At 49.3% G+C, this 15,531-nt stretch carries 22 protein-coding genes and 5 tRNA genes; 1 reads left to right on the top strand and 26 read right to left on the bottom strand.

Annotated elements, in window-relative coordinates:
- Positions 1-214: 214 nt before the first annotated feature.
- From rplL to METH5_RS0107760, 18 genes are all read right to left on the bottom strand, one after another.
- A complete protein-coding gene (gene rplL, locus METH5_RS0107845; RefSeq protein ID WP_029147989.1) occupies positions 215-592 on the bottom strand; it encodes a 50S ribosomal protein L7/L12 in 378 nt (125 codons plus the stop codon).
- 33 nt (positions 593-625) lie between these two features.
- Positions 626-1,123 carry a 50S ribosomal protein L10 gene (gene rplJ, locus METH5_RS0107840; protein ID WP_029147988.1) on the bottom strand — a complete coding sequence of 166 codons (498 nt, stop codon included), beginning with the start codon at positions 1,121-1,123 and terminating at the stop codon, positions 626-628.
- Between the two features lie 268 nt (positions 1,124-1,391).
- Entirely contained in the window at positions 1,392-2,078 is a 687-nt protein-coding gene (gene rplA, locus METH5_RS0107835; protein ID WP_029147987.1) for a 50S ribosomal protein L1, read from the bottom strand.
- 1 nt (position 2,079) lies between these two features.
- Positions 2,080-2,511, bottom strand: coding sequence for a 50S ribosomal protein L11 (rplK, locus tag METH5_RS0107830; RefSeq protein ID WP_029147986.1), 432 nt, complete (start codon positions 2,509-2,511; stop codon positions 2,080-2,082).
- Positions 2,512-2,599: 88 nt separating this feature from the next.
- Complete coding sequence (gene nusG, locus METH5_RS0107825; protein WP_029147985.1) at positions 2,600-3,136, bottom strand: transcription termination/antitermination protein NusG; 537 nt, start codon at positions 3,134-3,136, stop codon at positions 2,600-2,602.
- Positions 3,136-3,483, bottom strand: coding sequence for a preprotein translocase subunit SecE (gene secE, locus METH5_RS0107820; RefSeq protein ID WP_029147984.1), 348 nt, complete (start codon positions 3,481-3,483; stop codon positions 3,136-3,138). Before secE ends, nusG begins: the two co-directional genes overlap by 1 nt.
- A gap of 43 nt (positions 3,484-3,526) precedes the next feature.
- Positions 3,527-3,602, bottom strand: a tRNA-Trp gene (locus tag METH5_RS0107815).
- 59 nt (positions 3,603-3,661) lie between these two features.
- Complete coding sequence (gene tuf, locus METH5_RS0107810; protein ID WP_029147983.1) at positions 3,662-4,852, bottom strand: elongation factor Tu; 1,191 nt, start codon at positions 4,850-4,852, stop codon at positions 3,662-3,664.
- A gap of 136 nt (positions 4,853-4,988) precedes the next feature.
- Positions 4,989-5,063 (bottom strand) — tRNA-Thr (locus METH5_RS0107805).
- A 20-nt stretch (positions 5,064-5,083) separates the two neighbouring features.
- A tRNA-Gly gene (locus tag METH5_RS0107800) sits at positions 5,084-5,159 on the bottom strand.
- Positions 5,160-5,229: 70 nt separating this feature from the next.
- Positions 5,230-5,314: transfer RNA gene (locus METH5_RS0107795), tRNA-Tyr, on the bottom strand.
- A gap of 61 nt (positions 5,315-5,375) precedes the next feature.
- Positions 5,376-5,451 (bottom strand) — tRNA-Thr (locus METH5_RS0107790).
- A gap of 143 nt (positions 5,452-5,594) precedes the next feature.
- Positions 5,595-6,008 carry a ClpXP protease specificity-enhancing factor gene (locus METH5_RS0107785; protein WP_029147982.1) on the bottom strand — a complete coding sequence of 138 codons (414 nt, stop codon included), beginning with the start codon at positions 6,006-6,008 and terminating at the stop codon, positions 5,595-5,597.
- Between the two features lie 60 nt (positions 6,009-6,068).
- A complete protein-coding gene (locus tag METH5_RS0107780; RefSeq protein ID WP_029147981.1) occupies positions 6,069-6,668 on the bottom strand; it encodes a glutathione S-transferase N-terminal domain-containing protein in 600 nt (199 codons plus the stop codon).
- 65 nt (positions 6,669-6,733) lie between these two features.
- The gene (locus tag METH5_RS0107775) at positions 6,734-7,444 is read right to left on the bottom strand and encodes a cytochrome c1 (protein WP_232410985.1); all 711 of its coding nucleotides are present in this window, start codon (positions 7,442-7,444) and stop codon (positions 6,734-6,736) included.
- Positions 7,444-8,730: a cytochrome b N-terminal domain-containing protein gene (locus METH5_RS0107770; RefSeq protein ID WP_029147979.1), complete on the bottom strand. Its 1,287-nt coding sequence runs from the start codon at positions 8,728-8,730 to the stop codon at positions 7,444-7,446. The genes METH5_RS0107775 and METH5_RS0107770 overlap by 1 nt, the downstream gene beginning before the upstream one ends.
- A gap of 5 nt (positions 8,731-8,735) precedes the next feature.
- Entirely contained in the window at positions 8,736-9,356 is a 621-nt protein-coding gene (gene petA / locus METH5_RS0107765) for a ubiquinol-cytochrome c reductase iron-sulfur subunit (protein ID WP_051412903.1), read from the bottom strand.
- A 116-nt stretch (positions 9,357-9,472) separates the two neighbouring features.
- Entirely contained in the window at positions 9,473-10,219 is a 747-nt protein-coding gene (locus METH5_RS0107760) for a Nif3-like dinuclear metal center hexameric protein (protein WP_029147977.1), read from the bottom strand.
- Positions 10,220-10,274: 55 nt separating this feature from the next.
- Between METH5_RS0107760 and METH5_RS0107755 the strand changes: the two genes are divergently transcribed.
- Entirely contained in the window at positions 10,275-11,432 is a 1,158-nt protein-coding gene (locus METH5_RS0107755; protein ID WP_029147976.1) for a S1C family serine protease, read from the top strand.
- 1 nt (position 11,433) lies between these two features.
- On the opposite strand, the gene tatC is transcribed toward METH5_RS0107755, so the two are convergent.
- The 8 genes from tatC to hisA are packed head-to-tail and all read right to left on the bottom strand — an operon-like array spanning position 11,434 to position 15,511.
- Positions 11,434-12,171, bottom strand: coding sequence for a twin-arginine translocase subunit TatC (gene tatC / locus METH5_RS0107750; protein ID WP_029147975.1), 738 nt, complete (start codon positions 12,169-12,171; stop codon positions 11,434-11,436).
- A gap of 24 nt (positions 12,172-12,195) precedes the next feature.
- Positions 12,196-12,741 carry a Sec-independent protein translocase protein TatB gene (gene tatB, locus METH5_RS0107745; RefSeq protein WP_029147974.1) on the bottom strand — a complete coding sequence of 182 codons (546 nt, stop codon included), beginning with the start codon at positions 12,739-12,741 and terminating at the stop codon, positions 12,196-12,198.
- A 13-nt stretch (positions 12,742-12,754) separates the two neighbouring features.
- On the bottom strand, positions 12,755-12,937 hold the full coding sequence (gene tatA, locus METH5_RS0107740; protein ID WP_029147973.1) for a Sec-independent protein translocase subunit TatA: 183 nt from the start codon (positions 12,935-12,937) through the stop codon (positions 12,755-12,757).
- A gap of 29 nt (positions 12,938-12,966) precedes the next feature.
- Entirely contained in the window at positions 12,967-13,296 is a 330-nt protein-coding gene (locus METH5_RS0107735) for a histidine triad nucleotide-binding protein (protein WP_029147972.1), read from the bottom strand.
- Positions 13,293-13,628 (bottom strand): phosphoribosyl-ATP diphosphatase, encoded by a 336-nt coding sequence (locus METH5_RS0107730; RefSeq protein ID WP_029147971.1) that lies wholly within the window; start codon positions 13,626-13,628, stop codon positions 13,293-13,295. Before METH5_RS0107730 ends, METH5_RS0107735 begins: the two co-directional genes overlap by 4 nt.
- A complete protein-coding gene (gene hisI / locus METH5_RS0107725; protein WP_029147970.1) occupies positions 13,621-14,004 on the bottom strand; it encodes a phosphoribosyl-AMP cyclohydrolase in 384 nt (127 codons plus the stop codon). The genes METH5_RS0107730 and hisI overlap by 8 nt, the downstream gene beginning before the upstream one ends.
- Positions 14,001-14,765, bottom strand: coding sequence for an imidazole glycerol phosphate synthase subunit HisF (gene hisF, locus METH5_RS0107720; protein ID WP_029147969.1), 765 nt, complete (start codon positions 14,763-14,765; stop codon positions 14,001-14,003). Before hisF ends, hisI begins: the two co-directional genes overlap by 4 nt.
- Entirely contained in the window at positions 14,765-15,511 is a 747-nt protein-coding gene (gene hisA / locus METH5_RS0107715; protein ID WP_029147968.1) for a 1-(5-phosphoribosyl)-5-[(5-phosphoribosylamino)methylideneamino]imidazole-4-carboxamide isomerase, read from the bottom strand. The genes hisF and hisA overlap by 1 nt, the downstream gene beginning before the upstream one ends.
- Positions 15,512-15,531 lie beyond the last annotated feature (20 nt).

Here is a 15,531-nt window from a genome sequence, read left to right as displayed (position 1 = left end):
TTTTGAGGGTAGAAGACAAAACACTTTTCATCCACTGCAATGTTTTGACATCTAACTTCGTTTAAATTCAGCCACTTATCATAAAAAAGTGACCGTCACACAATATTACTCCGGTCGTTACAGTTGATAAATCACACCTCATTACAACTGCATACGCCAGAAATGGCGAAGGCCGACGGTCTCCCGTCAGCCCAGCCAGATTCACAATTGTGAATTATTTCATCTCAGCAGTAGCGCCCGCTTCGATCAATTTTTTCACAGCTGCTTCAGCGTCAGCCTTGCTTACGCCTTCTTTAACAGCTTTAGGTGCGCCGTCAACTACGTCTTTAGCTTCTTTCAAGCCCAAGCCAGTCAATTCACGCACGGCTTTAATAACGCTAACTTTGTTGTCGCCAGCGCTGTTCAAGATCACGTTGAACTCAGTTTGCTCAGCAGCAGCAGGCGCAGCAGCACCGGCAGCAGCGCCACCAGCAACTGCAACAGCAGCAGCAGAAACACCAAACTTCTCTTCGATTTCTTTAATGAATGCGGTCAGTTCTAAAACTGTTTTGTTACCGATTGCATCCAAAATATCAGCATTTGAAATTGCCATGATAATAATTTCCTAAAATAAATTTGATTAAAATTAAGCCGCTTGCTTTTCTTTGTCGTCGCGTACTGCTGCAACGGCACGAGCAAACTTGGTTGGGATTTCGTTGAGCATGCCAGCCAGTTTGGACAGCAACTCTTCGCGGCTCAATGTAGACGCTAATGCTTGCACACCGGCAGCATCTAAACGCTCATTAGGCATCGCACCTGCTACAAGCTTGAACTGATCATTGCTTTTGGCAAAGTTGTTCATCACTTTAGCAGCGGCCACGGCATCGGTAGAAATACCGTAAACCAGTGGACCAACCATGTCGTCAGCCAATGCTGCAAAAGGTGACCCTTCTACTGCACGACGAACCAAGGTGTTTTTCAACACGCGCAGATATACACCTGCATCACGCGCATCTGCACGCAGTTTCGTCATGTTGGCAACGCCAATACCACGATACTCGGCAAGTACGATTGACTGTGCGTTCGCAACTTGTGCGATTACCTCGGCAACGACTTCTTTTTTCTCTGTAAGATTAAGACTCAAAGTCTGTTCTCCTTCCGTTAATGAAAGCCCGACTTACGTCAAGCCACTCACGGCGTCCTTGTGCAGGGCATGGAAATATCCTGTGCTGGGGATCGCCATCTGCGTTGGTTTTTAATTGCTGCAAGCAGAGGATCGCTCGCCCACTTGCATTCAATTATCAATTAAGTCATACACCAACGGTCTTTGATGCTCTTGTGTGCTTGCCATACAGCGCCAGCACACAAGCCCAAAGTTCCTGCCCGGGCTAGTAAAAGCCCGGGACTTTAAATTAAGCAACTACTGATGCTTGATCGACACGTACGCCAGGACCCATGGTGCTGGAAACGGACAATTTTTTCAGGTAGATACCTTTTGAGCTGGTTGGCTTGGATTTGTTCAATGCCTCAACCAATGCAGACAAGTTACCTTGCAATTGCTCGGTTGTGAAAGAAGCACGACCAATCGTGCAATGCACGATACCACCCTTGTCAGTACGATATTGTACTTGACCAGCTTTGGCGTTTTTCACAGCAGTCGCTGCGTCAGGCGTCACGGTACCCACTTTTGGGTTTGGCATCAAACCACGTGGACCCAACACTTGACCCAACGCACCAACGATACGCATCGCATCAGGCGTTGCAATCGCTACGTCAAAGTCCAGCATGCCGCCTTTAACTTGTTCAGCCAGGTCTTCAAAACCAACGATATCAGCACCCGCTGCTTTTGCTGCTTCAGCTTGCGCACCTTGCGCAAACACAGCAACACGTACGCTTTTACCTGTACCGTTAGGCAGTACGATCGCACCGCGAACCAATTGGTCAGATTTACGTGGGTCAATGCCTAGGTTAATCACGGCATCAACTGACTCGTTAAATTTAGCGCTCGCGCCTTCTTTAACCAGGTTCAGGGCATCAACCACTGGATATAATTTGTTGCGGTCGATTTTCGCACGCAATGCATCAATTCTTTTAGCCATGTTATACACCCTCCACTTCGATACCCATGCTGCGTGCGCTACCAGCAATGGTACGTACGGCTGCGTCCATATCGGCTGCAGTCAGGTCAGGCATTTTTGTTTTGGCGATTTCTTCAGCTTGCGCACGAGTAATCTTGCCAACTTTGTCCGTATGAGGACGTGGAGAACCTTTTTCCAGCTTGGCCGCTTTTTTGATCAGCACGGTCGCTGGAGGGGTTTTCATCACAAAAGTGAAGCTCTTATCTGCAAACGCAGTAATCACTACTGGAATTGGCAAGCCTGGCTCAACACCTTGTGTTGCAGCGTTAAACGCTTTACAGAATTCCATGATGTTCAGACCACGTTGACCCAGTGCTGGACCAACTGGAGGGCTTGGGTTGGCTTTACCTGCAGGGATCTGCAGCTTAATGTAGCCAATGACTTTCTTTGCCATGTTTGACTCCTAAAATGGGTAATAACGCCTGCAATAGGCTCCCCGTTAAAAATATCGACCACCTATGCAGGCAGCCGAAAATACACAGTTAGACTTCTTTTTCTACCTGTGCAAAATCCAGTTCCACTGGTGTGGCACGACCAAAAATAACCACAGAAACACGCAGCTTGTTTTTGTCGTAATTTACTTCTTCGACACTACCAGAGAAATCTTTGAATGGGCCATCGATCACGCGTACGCTCTCGCCCTTTTCAAAGGTCATTTTCTGCGTTGGATTAGACTTACTGTCATCCATGCGACGTAGAATGATTTCTACTTCTTTATCTTTGATTGGGGTAGGACGCTGCGCAGTGCCGCCAATGAAAGAAGTCACTCTAGGCGTACTTCTCACCAAGTGCCAGCTCTCGTCAGTCATTTCCATCTGCACCAACACATAGCCAGGATACAGGCGACGCTCAGAAATGGTCTTCTGACCATTCTTCAACTCAACCACTTCTTCCACAGGCACCAGAATGTCACCGAACTGATCTTGTAAATTAGATCTGATGATGCGCTCTTCCAAACCGGCTTTCACGGATTTTTCCATGCCGGAGAAAGCTTGAACTGCATACCAACGCATAGACATTAAGCTCCTTTACCCATAATCCACTGCACCATGTAGGCGAAGCTGATGTCCACCAACGCCAGGAACGCAGCCATGATCACCACCAGTACAACAACTGCCAGTGTGGTTTGCATGGTTTCCTGACGCGTAGGCCAGACAACACGTTTAGCCTCAGCAACAGACTCATTAAAAAAGCCTAGCGCCTGCTTGCCCTGTGGCGCAGTCCACGCCACCGCTACAGACGCGGCAATACCTGCCAAAACGGCAAGTATCCTGATAACCATTGCTTTATCTTCAAAAAGATAAAAACCGGCGATCCCTAAAGCTAGTAACAACAGGGATAAAGCCAGTTTGATTTTATCGATCATAACCTTAACTTTATAGTGAACACCTCAGCTTATTCTGGGTGTTTGGCAGGCCAAGAGGGTCTCGAACCCCCAACCCTCGGTTTTGGAGACCGATACTCTACCAATTGAGCTATTGGCCTGTACTCTTTAAAGCGAAAGCTGCACGGGTTGTAGCGCAGCTTTCACATCACATCAAAAATTACTCGATGATTTTGGCAACAACGCCAGCACCAACGGTACGACCACCTTCACGAATAGCGAAGCGCAAGCCTTCTTCCATCGCGATTGGTGCAATCAGTGCAACTGAAATAGATACGTTGTCACCTGGCATCACCATTTCGGTACCTGCTGGCAATTCAACTGCACCAGTTACGTCTGTCGTACGGAAGTAGAACTGTGGACGGTAGCCGTTGAAGAATGGGGTATGACGACCACCTTCATCTTTACCCAACACGTAGATCTCAGCTGCGAACTTGGTGTGTGGTTTGATAGAGCCTGATTTAGACAATACTTGACCACGTTCGATATCTTCACGTTTAGTACCACGCAGCAATACGCCTACGTTGTCGCCTGCTTGACCTTGGTCCAACAGTTTACGGAACATTTCAACACCAGTACAGGTGGTTTTCACTGTTGGCTTAATACCAACGATTTCGATCTCGTCACCTACTTTAACGATACCACGCTCGATACGGCCAGTTACTACAGTACCGCGACCAGAGATAGAGAATACGTCTTCTACTGGCATCAGGAATGTACCGTCAATCGCACGCTCTGGCATTGGGATGTAGCTGTCTAAAGCTTCTGCCAATTTGAAGATCGCTGGTTCGCCGATGTCTGATTGGTCGCCTTCTAAAGCCAACTTAGCGGAACCGTGAATGATTGGGGTGTCATCACCTGGGAAGTCGTATTTGCTGAGCAACTCACGCACTTCCATTTCAACCAACTCTAACAATTCAGCATCATCAACCATGTCTGCTTTGTTCAGGAACACGATGATGTATGGCACGCCAACCTGGCGAGCTAACAGGATGTGCTCACGCGTTTGCGGCATAGGGCCGTCAGCAGCGGAACATACCAGAATCGCGCCGTCCATCTGGGCAGCACCGGTAATCATGTTTTTAACGTAATCCGCGTGACCTGGGCAGTCAACGTGGGCGTAGTGACGACCAGCTGTTTCGTATTCTACGTGTGCGGTATTAATAGTAATACCACGTGCTTTTTCTTCTGGTGCCGCGTCAATTTGGTCGTAAGCTTTTGCTTCGCCGCCAAATTTCTTCGTCAATACAGTGGTGATCGCCGCTGTCAGTGTCGTCTTACCGTGGTCAACGTGACCAATCGTACCAACGTTCACGTGTGGCTTGGTACGTTCAAATTTGCCTTTTGCCATGATGTTTTTCCTTTATTAGTACTAAATAAAGCCAATAATATTGTTTTCACAAATTATGCGACGCGGATGACAGCACCCTTGCACGCGACTACTTACCAAGCCCCATATATTGATACAGCTACCTACAGAGCAAATCTGGTGCCCATGGCGGGAATCGGACCCGCGACCTCTCCCTTACCAAGGGAGTGCTCTACCACTGAGCCACATGGGCGTTTTGCCTATTGTTATTGTTGGAGCGGGCGACGAGGTTCGAACTCGCGACATCTTGCTTGGAAGGCAAGTGCTCTACCAACTGAGCTACACCCGCACTATGCAGAACACCCAAGGAGGGTTCTCACCGACCCGCTTTACAGCAATACCGACAGGCAATCATTTTTTGGTGGAGAGGGCTGGATTCGAACCAGCGTACTCAGAGAGAACGGATTTACAGTCCGTCGCCTTTAACCACTCGGCCACCTCTCCAAAAAATCGACCGCGATTATCGCGGTTAATGTTGCTGACGTCAATGTCAACAACATATATTTGGTGCCGAGTATCGGAATCGAACTGATGACCTTCGCATTACAAGTGCGCTGCTCTACCAACTGAGCTAACCCGGCATTTCAGGAAGGCGCAACTATATCACTTTTTTTATTGAGTAATCCAGTGCTTTTTAAGATTTTTTTATTTTTCGGCGCAAAAACATAACACCGCCTCTGCATGCATACAAATCGGCCGTAAATTGCAGCAATCAGACCAGACGCTACTTCACCACTTTCAAGTGAGATTTTTTAACCGACGACTCTTCTGGCGCGACATGTTGAGCAGTCACAGGCCTGGTTGCCGGATCAGGCGCCTGACCATCCAGCACTTCAAAAAACATGCCCTGGCCATTCTCGCGGGCAAATACCCCCCCCACCCGGTTGATCGGCACATAAATATGCTGCGCAATTCCCCCAAAACGGGCCGAAAATACCACCGCATCATTATCAATATGCAAATCTTTGACGGCAGTGTAGTTCATATTGAGGACTATTTCGCCATTCTTCACATAAGCGGTCGGCACTCGCGTATGCGCATCGACCTTCACCAGCAAATGTGGCGTCAATCCATTATCAACACACCATTCATGAATGGCACGTATCAGGTAAGCAGTGGTTGGGATCAAAGCGCTCATCCGGATTTCCTTAAAAAAACAGCGCGAAGGACATTCGCGCTGCTTATGTACTGACTGATGTTATTTACGCATTGCCTTTTCAGACGGCGTCATCGCTTCGGCATACATTGGGCGCGAGAACAAACGCTCTGCATATTTCAACAATGGTGCAGCCTGGTTAGGCAACTCAATGCCATAGTGCCCCAAGCGCCATAACAATGGCGTAATCGCCACATCAAGCATGGAGTACTCGTCGCCCATCAGGTAACTTTGTTTGCCAAAAATAGGCACCAGCTGCGTTAAATTATCACGCACAACTTTACGCGCTTTGCCTGCGACTTCGTCATCACTGGATTCCAGATCTTTAATGTGGCTAAACAAATCTTTTTCAAAGTTGTAGAGAAACAGGCGTGCACGGGCACGCATCACAGGATCGGCAGGCATTAACTGCGGATGTGGAAAACGCTCATCAATATATTCATTAATGATATTGGCTTCCGACAACACAAGGTCGCGCTCGACCAACACCGGCACTTCGCCATATGGATTCAAAATGGCTAAATCTTCAGTTTTGTTGGTCAGGTCTACATCAATGACTTCAAAGTCCATGCCTTTTTCAAACAGTACAATACGGCAACGGTGACTGTAAGGATCGACGGTACCCGAATACAATCTCATCATAATTTATTTTCCCTATAAAAAAAGACACCAAGGCCTCACGCCTTGGTGTCGGACTTGGTTTGCGGTTAGCGAATATCTTTCCAGTATTCGGTTTTGATTTTCTTCACCAAGACGAACAGCACAGACAGGAACAACAATACCAGCACACCAATCCACAAACGGGATTGTTTGGCTGGCTCGGCCATGAATGCCAGGAAGTTGGTTAAATCACCAGCAAACTGGTCATACTCTTCAGGACTCAACTTACCTGCTTTTTCCAGCTTCAGTGTATGGGTTTCATGATCCAGCACCTGCACACCTTGCAACTCATATAGCACGTGCGGCATCGCCACTTTATCAAACACCTGATTATTCCAGCCAGTTGGGCGAGAATCATCTTTATAGAAGCTGCGCAGATAGGCATAAACCCAGTCCGCACCGCGCGCCCGCACTTCAACACTTAAATCAGGCGGTGCAGCACCAAACCATTTTTTAGCATCTTTAGGATTCATGCTGACGCGCATGGTCTCACCGACTTTCTCACCGGCAAACAGCAAATTCTCTTTAATCTGTTTGTCGGTCAGGCCGATATCCTGCAAACGGTTGTAGCGCATGTAATTGGCACTATGGCAATTTAAGCAGTAATTGACAAAAATCTTGGCGCCGCGCTGCAAGGAGGCTTTATCCGACATTTTAATTGGCGCCTTAACGTCAATATGCACTTCATTGGCCAAAGCCACGCCAGAAACCAGCAGTGTCAGGCCAGCAAAAGCCTGTAAAAACATTCTCTTCATCATTAGTATGTCACCCTTTCTGGCACTGGTTTGGTTTTGTCTTTTTTGGTGTACCAAGGCATTAATACAAAATATGCAAAGTAAACCGCAGTACAAATACGGGCAATCACGGTTGCACGATCTGCACGTCCCAGCCATGGGCCAAATTGCCCCCAGACATCCCCCGGAACAGTACCCAGATAACCCAGAATAACAAAACTGATGACAAAGGCAGTTAACCAGCGTTTGTACAATTGGCCACGGTAGCGAATAGATTTCACCGGACTTCTATCCAGCCATGGCAAGAATGCAAATGCCACGACTGACAAGCCCATCGCCACGACACCCGGGAATTGTGAAATACCAATTGGCGGCACGGCGCGCAAAATAGAGTAGTAAGGCGTGAAATACCAGACCGGTGCAATGTGCGCAGGTGTTTTCAATGGGTCAGCTGGCACAAAGTTGTTGGCTTCCAGGAAGTAACCACCCATTTCAGGCATAAAGAACACAATGGCAAAAAACACCATCAGAAACGCCACCACACCGACCAGGTCTTTAACCGAGTAGTAAGGATGAAATGGAATGCCATCCAAAGGAATGCCAGTGGTTTTATCTTTAATGGCTTTGATTTCAACACCGTCCGGGTTATTGGAGCCCACTTCGTGCAAAGCAACAATGTGCACGGCAACCAGGCCCAGCAACACCAGCGGCAAGGCAATGACGTGGAAAGCAAAGAAGCGGTTCAATGTCGCATCAGAGACCAGGTAATCGCCACGCAGCCATTCAGACAAATCAGGGCCAATAAAGGGCACGGTGGAGAACAGGTTTACAATCACCTGCGCACCCCAGTAGGACATTTGCCCCCATGGCAGCAGGTAACCAAAGAACGCCTCGCCCATCAACACCAGAAAAATACCCACACCAAACAGCCAGATCAGTTCACGCGGTGTCCTGTATGAGCCGTAAATAATGCCACGGAACATGTGCAGATAGACCACCACAAAGAACATGGAAGCGCCAGTAGAGTGCATGTAACGAATAATGTTGCCGCCAAACACATCACGCATGATGTATTCAACAGAGGCGAATGCCAATTCAGCATCGGGCTTGTAGTTCATGGTTAAAAAGATACCGGTGACGATTTGCAGCACCAGCACCAATAACGCTAACGAACCAAAGAAATACCAAAAATTGAAGTTTTTTGGCGCGTAATACTCGGTAAGGTGTCCCTTGACGGTACTGGTGAGCGGGAAGCGGGCATCCACCCAGTCCAATACACCAGCGGCAATTGTTTTTTTAGTAGTTGCCATGATATTTAAGCCTCCGCCTTTTTGTCATCACCAATCAAGATGGTGGTTTCTGTCAAATACTGATGTGGCGGAACAATCAGATTGGTCGGTGCTGGCGAGCCTTTGAACACCCGGCCAGTCAGGTCAAATTTGGACCCATGGCATGGACAGACAAAACCACCCGGCCACTCTGCAGTCTGCACAAAGTTTTCGTTCGGCGAACAACCCAGATGCGTGCATGTACCCAACATCACAGCATACTCAGGTTTAATCGCGCGTGCCTTATTCTTGCAATACTCAGGCTGTTGAGGCACTTCCATATTAGGATCAGACAGATCGCCATCGTGCTTATCCAGCTTCGCCATCATTTCCGGCGAACGGCGCACGATCCACACCGGCTGACCGCGCCATTCGGCCGTCATTTTTTCACCCGGTTTCAGCTTGCTGATATCCACCTCGACTGGCGCACCAGCCGCTTTGGCACGTTCACTAGGTAACATGCTGCCGACAAACGGCACCGCGACCGCAGCGACACCCACAGCACCTGTCGCCGCCGTGGCTTTCACCAAAAAGTCGCGCTTTTGCAAATCCACCTCAGATGGCTGGCAAAACGACAAACAGTTGCTGTCAATTTTGTTTTCTGACATTGGCTTCCTTAATCTACCCTTTTGAGGTAACAGTGTGATCAAAACTTGAGTCGCGATTATACATTTTTCGCAGAAACAAGCCAAATTTAATTCGATAAGCCATTGATATTAATCAATTAAACAGGATTATCCAACTCAATATAAATGTGCTCTATGCCATATTTTTCAGCGATCCACTGCCCCAGCGCCTGCACGCCATAGCGCTCGGTCGCATGATGCCCGGCACCAATATAAGCCGTGTCCGTTTCACACACGGTATGCCAGGTCTGCTCGGAGACTTCACCACTGATAAATACATCTACCCCTGCATTCACCACTTGCTGAATATATGACTGTGCTGCCCCAGTGCACCAGGCCACTGTTCTTACCTGCTTTTGCGGGTCCCCCAGCAACTGCGCCTGCCGGCCTAAACGCTGGCTGACATACTCACCCAACTGGGCCAGGGTCATCGCTTGCGGCAACACCGCCATCGGCAGCATGTTTTTATCATCGAGGTAGCGCGTGAGCGGCCACTCGAATACCTGGCCCAGCTGCACATTGTTGCCAACTTCAGGGTGCGCATCCAGCGGCAGATGATAGGCGAGCAGACTAAGGTCATGCGTGAGCAGACGCTTTAAGCGATTGCGCTTATGCCCCGTTACTTCTAGCGCCTCACCGCGCCAGAAGTAGCCGTGGTGCACCAGAATGGCATCGGCATCCGCGGCAATCGCAGCCTCAATCAACGCCTGGCTAGCCGTGACGCCACTGACAATACGTCGCACTTGCGGCCGACCTTCTACCTGCAGGCCATTTGGGCAATAATCTTGAAATTTGCCAACTTGTAAAAAATTGGCTAACTCTGTGACAAGAAGATTCAATTCCATCTCTGACTCTCATATATACTAGGCATTGTTAAGACATTCACTTACTTTTGCAATTATGCGACATCTCTGGTCTATCTTCTCACAAGCCGTCACCGTTTGTCTGGGCATTTTATTTGTCTTAAAACTATTTTATCCCGGCGTATTAGCACCAGCCAGCAACCAGCCGTTGACGCCGAAACAAACCACGGCCAACAGCGTCGCTGCCATTGCAAAAAATGGTTATCGCACGGCGGTGAGCAAAGCCATGCCTTCCGTGGTTAACATTTTTACCACGGCGCGTATTAGCCAGGATCCGCACCATGCTTTAAAAAATGATCCGCTGTTTCGCCACTTTTTTGGTGATGAAATGGAAGAAGAAGATGAGCAGCCAGAAAACAGCCTCGGCAGTGGTGTGATTGTCAGCGCCGACGGCCTGATTCTCACCAATAATCACGTGATCAGTTCTGCCGACCAGATTGAAGTGGCCTTGAGTGATGGCAGCAAATCCTCCGCCACCGTGGTTGGCACAGACCCCGACACGGATCTGGCTGTGCTAAAAATTGACCGTAAAAACCTGCCTGCGATTACTTTTAGCAATAGCGATCAAATGAAGGTTGGTGATGTGGTGCTGGCGATTGGCAATCCTTTTGGTGTCGGCCAGACAGTGACGCAGGGTATTATCAGCGCCCTTGGCCGCAACCACCTGGGTATCAACACCTTTGAAAACTTCATTCAAACTGACGCCTCGATCAACCCCGGCAACTCCGGCGGCGCGCTGATAGATGTGAACGGGAACCTGATTGGCATTAACAGTGCGATCTATTCACGCAACGGCGGCAGCATGGGCATCGGCTTTGCCATTCCAGTCAGCATTGCCAAACAGGTGATGGAACAAATCAGCTTTAATGGCTCTGTTACGCGCGGCTGGATTGGCATTGAAGCGCAAGACATCACGCCAGAACTGGCTGAGTCATTTAATCTTAAAACCGCTAACGGCTCACTGATTGCAGGGGTATTGCTGGATAGTCCGGCCGACCGTGCAGGCTTGCGCCCAGGGGATATCTTAGTGGCGATTGACGACAAACAAGTGGCAGATAGTCAATCTATGCTCAATATTATTGCCATGCTCAAGCCGCGTGACAAATCTACTTTATCTATCATCCGCGCCGGTAAAAAAGTAAATATCGCGCTGGTGGTCGGTAAGCGCCCACTACCAAGCAAGCTACCGCAATAACTTAATTGGCGGCCGAGTCGCTGGTGGGTGCTTGCGGCAGCCAGCGCACTACCAGCAAACCAAGCTCATATAGCAACCAAAGCGGGATAGCCAGCATACACTGCGAGACAATATCCGGCGGCGTGAAAATTGCGCCCAGTACAAATGCGCCAACAATCACATAAGAACGCGACTCTTTGAGCTGATCCAGCGTGACCCAGCCCATCAGCGCCAGCAAAACCACGGCAATCGGCACTTCAAACGCAAAACCAAACGCCAGAAACAAGCCAATCACAAAATCCAGATATTCAGCAATGTCCGTCATCACAGCCACCCCGGCCGGTGCACTGCCAACTAAAAAGCCGAATACCACTGGAAACACCACAAAATAGGCGAAGGCCATGCCAATAAAAAACAAGGCAATGGCAGATACTAGCAGCGGGCGGATCAAGCGCTTTTCATGCGCATATAACCCTGGGGCTACAAAAGCCCAGCATTGATAAATCATCCACGGCAGCGCAATGAGAAATGCCGCCAGCATCGTCACTTTCATCGGCACAAAAAATGGCGTTGTGACGGCAGTCGCGATCATTTGTGCCCCTTGCGGCAGCTTGGCCAATAGCGGCTCGGCCAGCAGGCTATACAACCGATCGGCAAACGGAAACAAGGCCGCGAACGCCAGTAGCCAGCCGATTGCCGCGCGCAGCAAACGATGACGTAATTCAATCAGGTGGGAAATAAAACTTTCGGTCGGCGTCATGATGAAAAAGGTATCCGAAACCGCTTAAGCCAGCGGCTTTTGTTCCGACACAGGCGCAGCGTCGTCAATTCTTTTGGCCGTATTGCGTGAACGACGCGGTTTTTTAGCCACGTCTTCTGGGACGGCAAACAGTTCCGCCTGCGGATCAGCCGCTAAAGTTTGCTGCTCGGCATTGCCAGCAGGCTGCTGCATTGCTGTAGTTACTTCATCCGTAGCAGCTAGTTCGTCATCAATGACATTGACTTTAGGCTGACGTGGTTTACGTGGCTTTTTGACAGCGACCGCTTCAGTTTCAGCGACGTCAATCACAGGGGCTTCAGGCGGCAAGATACTGTGTTCAATCTCATCGTAACCTTGTTGTAAACCGGACTGCACCTCTTGCTGCAAGGTTTGCAGCTCGGCAAAACGCGTTTCGCGGTTGACCTCATCTTTGACTTGCGCCACAAAACGTTGCATGCGGCCAAAAAAAGCGCCCGCAGTGCGGGCGACTTTGGGCAACTTTTCTGGCCCGATCACCACCAGGGCAACCAAGGCGATCACCAATAACTCTGAGAATGAAATATCAAACACAGTGCGTCAGTGCTTATTTATGTTTATCAGACAACTCTTCAGGCTTGGACTCGCCCTTGCCTTCGCTGACTGCTTTTTTAAATTCGTTGACCGCACCACCGACATCACCACCGATATTACGCAGTTTTTTAGTGCCAAATACCAACACCACAATCAGTAATACAATCAGCCAATGCCATAAACTAAATGATCCCATGGTAATCTCCTTTATCTTGTCCGGTGATATTAAGCGACAGCGCCGCCGCCAAACACGTGCAGATGAATATGAAACACTTCCTGACCGCCTTCGCGACCCACATTCATCACAGTTTTATAGCCAACCAGGCCCTGTTCAGCGGCTAACTTGGCCGCCAACAACATCATTTTACCCAACAGCGCCTGGTGTTCGGCAGTACAGTCTTTTAAGGTTTCAAGGTGTATTTTAGGCACAATCAGAAAATGTACTTTGGCCAAGGGGCGAATATCATGAAATACAATGACATCGTCGTCTTCATACAGCGTTTTAGACGGAATGCTGCCAGCCGAAATTTTGCAAAAAATACAGTCAGCACTCATTCGGTTCTGCTCGCCTTCTCTGCAATGCCTGACAACCCTTCGCGCCGCGCCAATTCATTCAGCACGTCCTGCGCACTCAAACCAGCATGACTCAACATGATCAAGGTATGAAACCATAAATCAGCCGTTTCATAAATAATTTCTTCCGCGTTGCCGCCCTTGGCTGCAATCACCGTTTCGGTCGCTTCTTCGCCAATTTTTTTCAGGATACTGTCCATGCCTTTAGCATACAGCTTGGCAACATAAGAAGACGCAGGATCAGCCGCTTTGCGCTGTTCCAGCAATTCAGACAATCTACCTAATACATCATTTCCGTTGAATGCATCACTCATGGTAAATCGCTTTCGGATCTTTGAGCACAGGCTCTACCGTGACCCAGTCATCGTTTTGCAATTGCTGGAAAAAGCAATTGTGCCGACCGGTATGACAGGCGATTCCGCCCAGTTGTTCGACCGTCAGCAAAACAACGTCGTCGTCACAATCAAGGCGAATGTCGTGCACGATTTGCGTATGGCCGGATTCTTCACCTTTGTGCCAGAGCTTGTTGCGCGAGCGGGAGAAATATACGGCATGCCCGCTATCGCGTGTCAGTTGCAACGCCTCACGGTTCATCCAGGCAAACATCAATATTTTGCCAGTGTCTTTTTCCTGTGCAATCACCGGCACCAGGCCATCGGCAGTCCACGCGACTTGATCCAGCCAGTTCATCGTATTTCTAACCCATGTTCACGCATATAGTCTTTGGCCTGCTGCACTGTGAATTCACCATAGTGAAAAATGCTGGCTGCCAACACGGCATCAGCACCCCCCAAAGTCACACCATCCACCAAGTGTTGCAAGTTACCGACGCCGCCAGAGGCAATGAGCGGCACGTCTACGGCATCGCTAATCGCTTTATTGAGCGGATTATTAAAACCAATTTTGGTGCCATCGCGGTCCATACTGGTGACCAGCAACTCGCCAGCGCCCAAACTCACCATTTTTTGCGCCCACTTCACGGCATCTAAGCCAGTTGCATTGCGGCCGCCATGCGTAAACACTTCCCACTCAAACGGCTGGTTATCGACTTTTTTTGCGTCAATCGCCACCACAATACATTGTGAGCCAAAACGGCTGGCGGCATCTTCAACCACTTGCGGATTCAGCACCGCAGTTGTATTAATGCTCACTTTATCTGCACCGGCATTAAGTAAACGGCGCACGTCATCGACTTTGCGCACGCCACCGCCTACGGTGAGTGGAATAAATATCCGCTCAGCCACGCGCTCAATGATATGCAGGATCAGGTCTCGGTTATCAGAACTGGCCGTAATATCCAGAAAAGTCAGCTCATCTGCGCCCTGTTCATTGTAGCGCTGCGCAATTTCCACCGGGTCGCCGGCGTCGCGCAACTCAAGGAAGTTAACGCCTTTGACCACGCGGCCATCGGTGACATCCAGACACGGAATAATGCGTTTGGCACAGCCCATTATTTTTGACCGCTTAACTGGTCTGCCAGTTGTTGTGCCGCCGAAAAATCCAAGGTGCCTTCATAAATAGCCCGGCCGGTGATGGTGCCGATAATGCCCTCATCCTGAACATCACACAGCTTGCGTACATCGTCCAGGTTAGTCACACCGCCGCTGGCAATCACAGGAATCGTGAGCGCCTGCGCCAATGCAACCGTCGCTTCAATGTTGACACCCGTCAACATACCGTCGCGGCCGATGTCGGTGTAGACAATGCTCTCAACCCCGTAATCTTCAAACTTTTTCGCCAGGTCAATGACATCATGCCCGGTTAACTTAGACCAGCCATCGACAGCGACTTTGCCATCCTTGGCGTCCAGGCCAACCATGATCTGACCCGGGAAGGCGTAGCAAGCTTCGTGCAAGAAGCCCGGGTTTTTCACGGCGGCGGTGCCGATAATGACATAGCTGATGCCATCATCGAGGTAGCGCTCTATGGTATCGAGGTCGCGAATGCCGCCACCTAACTGAATAGGAATATCCCCACCCACCGCGGCCACAATCGACTTGATCGCCGCTTCATTGACCGGCTTACCGGCAAAAGCACCGTTCAAATCCACCAGATGCAAACGCTTACCGCCCTTATCTACCCAATGTCTGGCCATGGCGCCCGGGTCTTCGGAAAATACTGTGGACTCTTCCATCAGGCCCTGTTTCAAACGAACGCAGTGGCCATCTTTCAAATCAATTGCTGGAATAATTAACATGTTGTTTTCAATAGATAAAT

Source organism: Methylophilus sp. 5, from assembly GCF_000515275.1.
Lineage (GTDB): Bacteria > Pseudomonadota > Gammaproteobacteria > Burkholderiales > Methylophilaceae > Methylophilus.
The sequence above is the reverse complement of the archived record's forward strand: the minus strand, read 5'-3'. Positions and strand labels throughout refer to the sequence as shown.